Annotated in this window: 9 protein-coding genes; 7 read left to right on the top strand and 2 right to left on the bottom strand. The window is 66.7% G+C overall.

The features are described 5' to 3' along the window. Positions 1–367 precede the first annotated feature (367 nt). The 3 genes from AB0I53_RS48740 (at position 368) to AB0I53_RS48750 (ending at position 2,439) form a co-directional block, all read left to right on the top strand. Positions 368–904 (top strand): hypothetical protein, encoded by a 537-nt coding sequence (locus AB0I53_RS48740; protein WP_358617835.1) that lies wholly within the window; start codon positions 368–370, stop codon positions 902–904. 85 nt (positions 905–989) lie between these two features. Next, positions 990–1,433, top strand: coding sequence for a hypothetical protein (locus tag AB0I53_RS48745; RefSeq protein WP_358617837.1), 444 nt, complete (start codon positions 990–992; stop codon positions 1,431–1,433). A 58-nt stretch (positions 1,434–1,491) separates the two neighbouring features. Beyond that, positions 1,492–2,439, top strand: coding sequence for a hypothetical protein (locus tag AB0I53_RS48750; protein ID WP_358617840.1), 948 nt, complete (start codon positions 1,492–1,494; stop codon positions 2,437–2,439). Between the two features lie 77 nt (positions 2,440–2,516). On the opposite strand, the gene AB0I53_RS48755 is transcribed toward AB0I53_RS48750, so the two are convergent. Next, entirely contained in the window at positions 2,517–2,987 is a 471-nt protein-coding gene (locus AB0I53_RS48755; protein WP_358617842.1) for an Asp23/Gls24 family envelope stress response protein, read from the bottom strand. 239 nt (positions 2,988–3,226) lie between these two features. Here AB0I53_RS48755 and AB0I53_RS48760 point away from each other — a divergent pair, with 239 nt between their 5' ends. The 4 genes from AB0I53_RS48760 (at position 3,227) to AB0I53_RS48775 (ending at position 7,419) form a co-directional block, all read left to right on the top strand. Next, positions 3,227–4,297, top strand: coding sequence for a LacI family DNA-binding transcriptional regulator (locus AB0I53_RS48760; RefSeq protein ID WP_358617844.1), 1,071 nt, complete (start codon positions 3,227–3,229; stop codon positions 4,295–4,297). A 65-nt stretch (positions 4,298–4,362) separates the two neighbouring features. Further along, positions 4,363–5,667: an MFS transporter gene (locus tag AB0I53_RS48765; RefSeq protein WP_358617847.1), complete on the top strand. Its 1,305-nt coding sequence runs from the start codon at positions 4,363–4,365 to the stop codon at positions 5,665–5,667. A gap of 28 nt (positions 5,668–5,695) precedes the next feature. Next, positions 5,696–6,460 carry an SDR family oxidoreductase gene (locus AB0I53_RS48770; protein ID WP_358617850.1) on the top strand — a complete coding sequence of 255 codons (765 nt, stop codon included), beginning with the start codon at positions 5,696–5,698 and terminating at the stop codon, positions 6,458–6,460. A gap of 26 nt (positions 6,461–6,486) precedes the next feature. After that, complete coding sequence (locus AB0I53_RS48775) at positions 6,487–7,419, top strand: 3-keto-5-aminohexanoate cleavage protein (RefSeq protein WP_358617853.1); 933 nt, start codon at positions 6,487–6,489, stop codon at positions 7,417–7,419. Positions 7,420–8,030: 611 nt separating this feature from the next. On the opposite strand, the gene AB0I53_RS48780 is transcribed toward AB0I53_RS48775, so the two are convergent. Next, positions 8,031–8,225, bottom strand: a complete 195-nt coding sequence (locus tag AB0I53_RS48780; protein ID WP_358617856.1) for a hypothetical protein — start codon at positions 8,223–8,225, stop codon at positions 8,031–8,033. Positions 8,226–8,456 lie beyond the last annotated feature (231 nt).

Consider the following 8,456-nt stretch of genomic DNA (forward strand, 5'->3'; position numbering starts at 1 on the left):
CTGAAGCGTCGTGGTGGTGGGGTCGGTGCGGCGGCGTTGTGCGGCGGTGGCGGGCAGGGCGACGCCCTGATCCTGACCGTCCCGAAAGCCTGACCGGGAGCGCGTGCGCGGGTGCCAGCCCGCTTGCGCGCTCTGAGGCTGGACCGACAGGAGAAAGCCCGCTGGCACGCGGAAAAGTGCGTGCCAGCGGGCTTTTTCGTGTTCGAACTGAACATCGGAGGACCAACGGCCCTGTGCTCGGGCTTCCGGCGAGTTCCACGCTCGTGCTGTGCTCGGGTCGTGGCAGTCCCTTCGGCCCGGCCTCGATTCGTGATGAGCGTCGATGGCGAGGACGAGCAGAGATGCGGTCTCGCCCTGGGGAGGCGCGATGGCCCACTTCGGACGAGACCGCGCAGTCGTGCTGCGAAGCATCGGGCTGGCGGGTGGCGTCCTGGCTTTCGCGACCGCATGCGTTCCGGCAGGAGACGTCCCGGACGGCAGCGGACCCGGGACACCCCCGCCGCCGACGACGGCCCCACCGGTCACCGGTGGTGCCATCGCGGTCCAGACCCGCGAAGTACCCAACCTCGGCGCCGTGCTCACGGGTCCGGACGGGCGCACGGTGTATCTGTTCGACAAGGATCCAAGCGCCCAGCCGACCTGCCTGGACGCGTGCGCAGGAGATTGGCCGCCACTGACCACGACCGCTGCGCCCACCGCCGGTGCGACCGTGAACCCGGCCCTGCTCACCACGGCCCGGCGCCCGGACGGCAGCACGCAGGTCGTCTACAACGGACATCCGCTGTACTACTACATCGGCGATGAAGTGGCGGGCCAGGCCAATGGTCAAACCGTGAATTCCAACGGCGGCAACTGGTACGTGATCTCGCCTGCGGGAGACAGGATCGAGCAAGGCGGCGGGTAGCGGTTGGTGAGAGGCCCGAACGGAATGATCTTGGTTTTGGCCGGGCGCCCGCGATCGGGGCGCTGAAGCAGGGGAGATGAGGACCATGGCACAGGCGGGACACGGGGGTGTCCACTATCCGAGTGCCCGGGAGTCCTGGGCCGGCGGGGTAGAACTGTTCGCCGCAGTGATGATGATCATCATCGGGTTCTTTCACATCATCATCGGACTCGCGGCGATCCTGCGGAGCTCGTACTACGTCGTCACCCAGGACTACGCCTTCACCATCGATGTCACGACATGGGGATGGGTGCACCTGGTGCTGGGCGTCCTGGTCGGGGTCACCGGAATCGCGTTGGTCATGGGGCAGTCCTGGGCACGTGTCGCCGGCCTGATCATCGCCGGGCTCAGCGCCCTGGGGAACTTCTTGTTCATCCCGTACGCCCCGGTGTGGTCGCTGCTCATCATCGTGATCGACGTCGCCGTGATCTGGGCGCTGGCCGTGGATCTCCGGGAACAGCCGGCTCGCCGGACGGTCCCGGGCGACTAGATGATTGATCCGTGAAGTTGGCATCACCGGAGTGCCGGGCTACGGCAGGATGCTGTGCATGCCACGACGCGTTCCAGGAGATCCCGCTGTCGAGCCATGGGAGGGTAGCACTGAACAGCTTGAGCTAGCGCGGATCTCGGCCGATCACGAGAGACTGCTCCGCGAGAGGGTCGATGCCGCGCTGCGACTCGCCGACGTCGAGGCCGTCGCGGCGGCCGGCTATCAACCGTCGGCCGTGCGTCGGCTTGCGCAGCTCAATGCCGAGACCATCGGCGACGTAGGGCACCTGGCTCGGCAGCTCACCGGCGAAGGGCACAGCGGGTGGACGGCGCTCGACGTCACCACGTGCATCCGACTGCTGTGGCCTCCCGAGCGCGCCGATCAGTGGCCGCACAGGTACGGCACCTACCCCGGCTATCTCGGCGGTCTGCGGGATCAGCTCTCGATCACGATGCCGATTGTGGTGCTGGGCCCGCGCCGCCACCAGCACCAATGCACACGGTGTGGCGCCCTGTGGCCAACCGGCTGGCCCGATGCCGACCACCGGGATCCGTCCCAGGTGCGCTGCCCGGACTGCGGCCAGCCAGGTAGCTCGGTCGGCGGCGTTGACGAGCAACGCGAGCACAGCATCATCGACCTGCACTGGTTGATGTTCCGCTTTGCTCCGAAGCCGGTCGGGCCGTGCCCGGAATGTGGCACTACCCGCCAGCTGATCGCGCAAGGCTACTTCGATGTCAAGGAACGCGTGTTGTACTGGTCATGCGGCAACGCCGACGAGCTTGGCACCCGGGGACAGCCCGACAGCCACTACCTGAGGTCCCGAGTCCGGGCTGAATGGGAATCGACTGCGGCACACTATGCGTACTGGCTGGCCGTCGACATGCTGCGCCTGGCCGAGCAGGCAGGTGAGGTGACGGAGTTGCCCGTCGGCGCGGAGTATGAAGCTCTGGACGGCAGTGGCGAACAATGGACCTACCTTGGCTCTGGCTGGGAACGCGTCGGCTGACCCATCGGTTGCGAACCGCGCGTTCGATCGCCGAACACCAGTTTCACGGAATCAGTCGTCTAGGCGCCCGGCCGGGATCATTCGACGCGTGCGGGCGCCGCTTCTTCTTCGCCGGGCAGGAGGATGTCGGTGACCTCGATGTTGACCTCCACGACCTGCAGCCCGGTCATGCGTTCCACGGCGGTGATGATGTTGCGCCGCACCGCTCGCGTCAGCTCCACCACGGAAACGCCGTAGTCCACGGTGATCTGCAAGTCGATCGCGGCCTGCTTCTCGCCCACTTCCACGTTCGCGCCCGAGGTCTGCGCGGCGCTGGCACCCGGAATGCGCTCCCGCAGCGCTCCGAACGCCCGTGCCATCCCGCCGCCGAGCGCGGCTACTCCGGGGACTTCGCGGGTGGCTGTCACCGCGATCTTCTGAACCACCACGGCACCGATCGTCGTGCGTCCCTGCCCGGTCTCGGCGACTTGGCCGGCCGTCGTGGTCCACCCGGCCGCCTCGGTGGTTTCCGCCTGCTTTTTCGATGTTCCTTCGCCCTGTTCGGCCATCGCTGCCGTCTCCCTGTTCGATTTCGGATCGCGCACGTTCCGCTTCGAGATTCGGTGATGACTGGCTGTCCAACAGTCTGCGACGTTGGCGCACCGTCGGCACGCCGTTGCAGGGCGTGCTTGCGGACGCCGCCCCTTGCCGAGGCCGGTCGTGAGCTTAATATTGCTTAACGTTCAGCGAGCGCCTTAGGTTCACTGCGGATCGGAGATCCGCATTACAAGTCAAGGGAGACTCGGCTGTGGAGATCGCGACTCGTCGCTCCGCGCGCCGACCGGGCACGGTCTCGGCGGCTGCGGTGGCCCGCGCCGCCGGCGTGTCCACCGCCGCGGTCTCCTACGTGATGAACGGAAAGGGCGGGGTGGCGCCGGAAACGCGCCGGCACATCCTCGCCGTCGCCGAAGAACTCGGTTTTCGCCCGCCGAACCGGGGAAAGCCGGTCGATCCGAATCGCACCCGCGTCATCGGGCTGGTGCAACCCAACATCATCAATCCGACATATCCGCGATTCGCGCAGAGCATCGTTTCCGCGGCCGCCGAAGCCGGGTACGAGGTTTTCGTCGCGACCACTCAGGACGATCTCCAGACGCTGGGCAAGGTCTCCAGCAGCCTGGTGCACCGCAACGTCGACGGGGTCATCCTGAGCGCGGCATTCCGGGAGGACGCCACCGCGTTGCGGACCCTGCGCGCCGCCCGGATCCCGTACGTCTACCTGTCGCGGAGATCCCAGTACCTGGAGGGCGATTTCGTCGGCATCGACGACGCCGCCGCGGCGACGTCGTTGACGGAGCACGTGCTGGCGCACGGCTACACCGACATCGCCATCGTGATCGGGCCGCGGTTCTCCTCGGCGTCCCTGGCCCGGGAGCAGGCCTTCGTGTCGACCGCCCGCGCGCACGGCGTCGACATCAGCGGCGACCGCAAGATCAGCACCGAACTCAACAGCGACGGCGGTCGCCGCGCGGCGGCGCGCCTGTTCGCCCGCGACGACCCGCCGCGCGCCATCATGTGCGGCAGCGACGAGCTCGCGATCGGCATCCTGGAGTACGCGGTGGAACGTGGCATCCGGGTGCCCGAGGACGTCGCGGTGACCGGGCACGACGGCATTCCGCACAGCATGTCCGGGCTGATCGGGCTCACCACCGTGATGCAGCCGCACGAGGAAATGGGCCGGGAAGCCTTCGGAATGCTGCTCAAACGCATGGAAAAGCCGTCGAACAGCTACCAGTCGTTGGTGTGCGCGCACCGCCTGCACATAGGCCGTACCTGCGGTTGCGAACCGGCCCGAACGGCCGAGAAGTCACGCCGCTGAAAAAGCGATTTCCCGAATAAGAACCCGACCACCCGGCAAGCCGGAAAAGAACCGAAGGTCACGCCATGCCGAAAAGTGCCGCCGAGTCGGTGATGCGCTCGCCGAGCGAGCTGAACAGAGTCATTTTCCGCAAGTTGCTCCCGTTGTTGATCGGGGCCTACATCATCAGTTTCCTGGACCGGACCAACATCGGTATCGCGAAGGAACACCTGCAAGTAGATCTGGGCATTTCGGCGACCGCCTACGGAATCGGCGCCGGGCTTTTCTTCGTCACCTATGCGCTGGCGGAGATCCCGTCGAACCTGATCCTGCACCGGGTCGGAGCGCGGTTCTGGATCACCCGGATCATGATCACCTGGGGCCTGGTGTCCGCCGGGATGGCGTTCGTGCAGGACGAATGGTCCTTCTACATCATGCGGATGCTGCTCGGCGTCGCCGAGGCGGGCCTGTTCCCGGGCGTCATGTACTTCCTGACGCAGTGGTTCACCCGCGCCGACCGCGCCAAGGCCAACGGCCTGTTCCTGCTCGGGGTGTCCGCGGCGAGCATCCTCGGCCCGCCGCTGGGCGGCCTGCTGCTCGGGCTGGGCGGCGTCGGCGGCATGCACGGCTGGCAGTGGATGTTCCTGATCGAGGGGCTCCCGGCCTGCCTGTTCGCCTTCGTGGTGTGGAAGAAGCTGCCCGACCGGCCGGACCAGGCGAAGTTCCTGACCGCGGCCGAAGCCGAAGACCTGCAGCGCCGCATCGCCGCCGAGGACGAGGCGGGCGCCGAGGCGTCGGGCACGCACAGCATGCGCCAGGTGTGGCGGGACAAGCAGATCCTGCTGGTGGTCGCGATCTACCTGTCGCAGCAGATCGCGGTGTACGCGCTGTCGTACTTCCTGCCGTCGATCATCGGCACCTACGGCGAGCTGTCGTCGTTGCAGATCGGGTTGCTGACCTCGATCCCGTGGATCTTCGCCGGCCTGGGCGCGTTCCTGGTGCCGCGGTTCGCCACCAACAGCAGCAGCTCCCGCAGGCTGGTCAACATCACGATGGGCGGGATCTGCGTCGGGTTCGCCCTGGGCGCGGTCTCCGGCCCGGTCGTCGGCCTCATCGGGTTCTGCCTCGGTGCGTTCTCGTTCTTCGCGATGCAGCCGATCCTCTACACGTTCCCGGCATCCCGGTTGAGCGGCGCGACCCTGGCCGGCGGCATCGCGTTCGTCAACACCGTCGGGCTCTTCGGCGGATTCCTCGGCCCGTACGTGATGGGCGCGATGGAGGACTTCACCGGCAGCAAGCTGTCCGGGCTGTGGTTCGTGGTCGGCGTGTGCGCCATCGGCACCGCGCTGTCGTTTTTCCTCAAGTACGGCGGCGCCGAAAAGCGTTCGTGACGCCGGAGTTCCAGGAAGGGTGCAGGAAGTGGATTTCTCGGGAAAGCGGGTGCTGGTCACCGCCGGTGCGGACGGCATCGGGCTGGCGATCGCCGGCAGGTTCGCCGGGCTGGGGGCCCGCGTGCTCGTCACCGACATCAACGAGGAGGCGGTGCGGGCGGCCGGCGAACGGGGCCTGGCGGCCCGGGTTTCGGACGCTTCGAGCGAAGCGCAGGTCGTGGAACTGATGGGTGCCGTGCGCGAGGAGCTCGGCGGTCTGGACGTGCTGGTCAACAACGCGGGCATCGCCGGTCCGACCGGGCCGGTGGAAACCTTGGACGGCGCCGCGTGGGCGCGGACCTTCGAGGTCAACATCCACAGCCAGTTCTACTGCGTGAAGCACGGGTTGCCGCTGCTGCGCGAGTCCTCCGAGGCGTCCATCGTGAACCTCTCCTCGGCCGCCGGGCGGCTCGGCATGGCCGGGCGCAGCGCGTACTCGGCGTCGAAGTGGGCGGTGGTCGGGTTCACCAAGACCCTGGCCATCGAGCTCGGCCCGGAGGGGATCCGGGCGAACGCGATCTGCCCCGGCGCGGTCGACGGCCCGCGCATCCGCGCGGTCATCGAGGCGAAGGCGGAGATGCTGGGCAAGCCCGCGGCGGAGATCGCGGCCGTCTACCAGGACCAGTCGTCGATGCGCCGGCTGGTCACCGCCGACGACATCGCGGACATGGCCGCGTTCCTGGCCGGCCCGCTGGCCCGCAGCGTCAACGGTCAGGCGATGGCGGTCGACGGCAACACCGAGAAGCTCTACTGACGATCCACTGTGGAGGTTTGACGCAGATGGCAACCAATCGCAAGGTCATCATCACGTGCGCGGTGACGGGCGCGATCCACACCCCGTCGATGTCGGAGCACCTGCCCGTCTCGCCGACGGAGATCGCCGAAGCGGCGTTGGGTGCGGCCGAGGCGGGGGCGGCGATCGTGCACCTGCACGCCCGTGACCCCGAAGACGGCCGGCCGTCGCAGGACCCCGCCCACTTCGAACCGATCCTGGGCCAGCTGAAGGCCCACACCGACGCGGTCATCAACATCACCACCGGCGGCTCGCCGCACATGACCGTGCAGGAGCGGATGCGGCCCGCGGCGGTGTTCAAGCCCGAGCTGGCGTCGCTGAACATGGGCTCGATGAACTTCGGCCTCTACCCGATGCTGGACCGCTTCAAGGAATTCCAGCACGACTGGGAGCGGGAGGCCCTGGAGAAGAGCCGGGACCTGGTGTTCAAGAACACCTTCGCCGACATCGAGGCGATCCTGTCCATCGGCGCGGAGAACGGCACCCGGTTCGAATTCGAGTGCTACGACATCGCGCACCTGAACAACCTGGCGCACTTCGCTTCGCGCGGCCTGGTGCAGGGCCCGCTGTTCGTGCAGTCGGTGTTCGGGCTGCTGGGCGGGATCGGCGCGCACCCCGAAGACCTGATGCACATGCGCCGCACGGCCGACCGCCTGCTCGGCGACTCCTACCAGTGGTCGATCCTGGGCGCGGGCCGCAACCAGATCCCGCTGGCCACCATCGGGGCGGCGCAGGGCTCGCACGTGCGCGTCGGGCTGGAGGATTCGCTGTGGATCGGGCCGGGCGAGCTGGCCAAGACCAACGCCGACCAGGTGACCCGCATCCGCACCGTGCTGGAGGCGCTGAACCTGGAGGTCGCCACCCCCGACGAGGCCCGCGAGATCCTGCGGCTCAAGGGCAAGGACCAGGTCGGCTTCTGACGCTCGAGCCAGCCGGAGCCCGGCGCGTGGTGCAGGATGCGTTGGCCACCGAGCCGGGTTTCGATGGTGTCGGGCGAATGCCTTCCGTCGCACTGATCCAGTTGTCTGGTCAGCTTCAGCTCTCGGTATAACGGGCAGGGTCCCGGCAAAGTCCACTGTCGCCCGGCATGGGTGCAATTTCGCGAGAAATTGCGCCATGCCAGGGTGACGGCGCTCGTTGCGCTCCGTGATCGGCCCGCTCCATTTGTGCAGGTAGTGCCAATTTCTCGCGAAATTGACGTTCACCCAGGTGACAGTCAATTTCGCGAGAAATTGCGCTCACTGACTTTGCCGGAACCCTCGGTATAATGGGCTCGCTAATCTAACCGGGTACAGTCGCTGACATGACTGGGGTCAGAACACAATCGAGGCTACGAATTTCCCGGCCTGAAGCCGGGAAGCAACGTTCACCGAAGCTGCGCAGCGCTGCGCGGGACTTTTTCGCAGCGCTGTGCGTCACTTTCTTTGCGTTGACAGTCTTGGTCGTCGCCGTCGTGCGCTTGTTGCGGGCTATGGGGCTTGCTGGCCCGGTCGATATCTACTTGGCGACGTTGCTAGGTGCTGTTCTGCTCTCATTCGCGGCGTTGTGCATGGTAGCGATCGGTTGCTTCGCTCCGCCTGGCATGAAGCGACTGGAAGTTCGCGCGAACGGAGTCGCGCGTGATTGACGCGATCCTTGGCGTCTTCCTTTTGATCGCCACCGCAGCATTGTTCTGGTGGTCCTGGCGCTTGTGGAAACGTTGGCGGAACACGAAAAGGTCGCCCATCTTGGCCGATGTCCGTCCGAGCATCTACAACCGCGTGAGTCCGTCATTGCATATCCACTCCCGTGCACCCAGATCCAAGCGCTGGCCGGAGTTCACCGATGCAAAGAACGCGGATGAAGCACGCGCATACGCGCGTCTAAAACCTGTCCCGTAATGATCAAATATTGGTGGTGTGCAAGGGAAGCGCAGGCCGTGAGGTGGCGGTCGGCGTTCAGTGGGTCATGGTGAGGT

The sequence above is a fragment of the Saccharopolyspora sp. NPDC050389 genome (genome assembly GCF_040655595.1).
In the GTDB taxonomy this organism is placed as follows: domain Bacteria; phylum Actinomycetota; class Actinomycetes; order Mycobacteriales; family Pseudonocardiaceae; genus Saccharopolyspora.

Bases quoted from the DNA above. Each gene is read 5' to 3' on its own strand.
- AB0I53_RS48740 (WP_358617835.1), top strand. From the start codon at position 368: ATGGCCCACTTCGGACGAGACCGCGCAGTCGTGCTGCGAAGCATCGGG.
- AB0I53_RS48745 (WP_358617837.1), top strand. From the start codon at position 990: ATGGCACAGGCGGGACACGGGGGTGTCCACTATCCGAGTGCCCGGGAG.
- AB0I53_RS48750 (WP_358617840.1), top strand. From the start codon at position 1,492: ATGCCACGACGCGTTCCAGGAGATCCCGCTGTCGAGCCATGGGAGGGT.
- AB0I53_RS48755 (WP_358617842.1), bottom strand. From the start codon at position 2,987: ATGGCCGAACAGGGCGAAGGAACATCGAAAAAGCAGGCGGAAACCACC.
- AB0I53_RS48765 (WP_358617847.1), top strand. From the start codon at position 4,363: ATGCCGAAAAGTGCCGCCGAGTCGGTGATGCGCTCGCCGAGCGAGCTG.
- AB0I53_RS48775 (WP_358617853.1), top strand. From the start codon at position 6,487: ATGGCAACCAATCGCAAGGTCATCATCACGTGCGCGGTGACGGGCGCG.
- AB0I53_RS48780 (WP_358617856.1), bottom strand. From the start codon at position 8,225: ATGGGCGACCTTTTCGTGTTCCGCCAACGTTTCCACAAGCGCCAGGAC.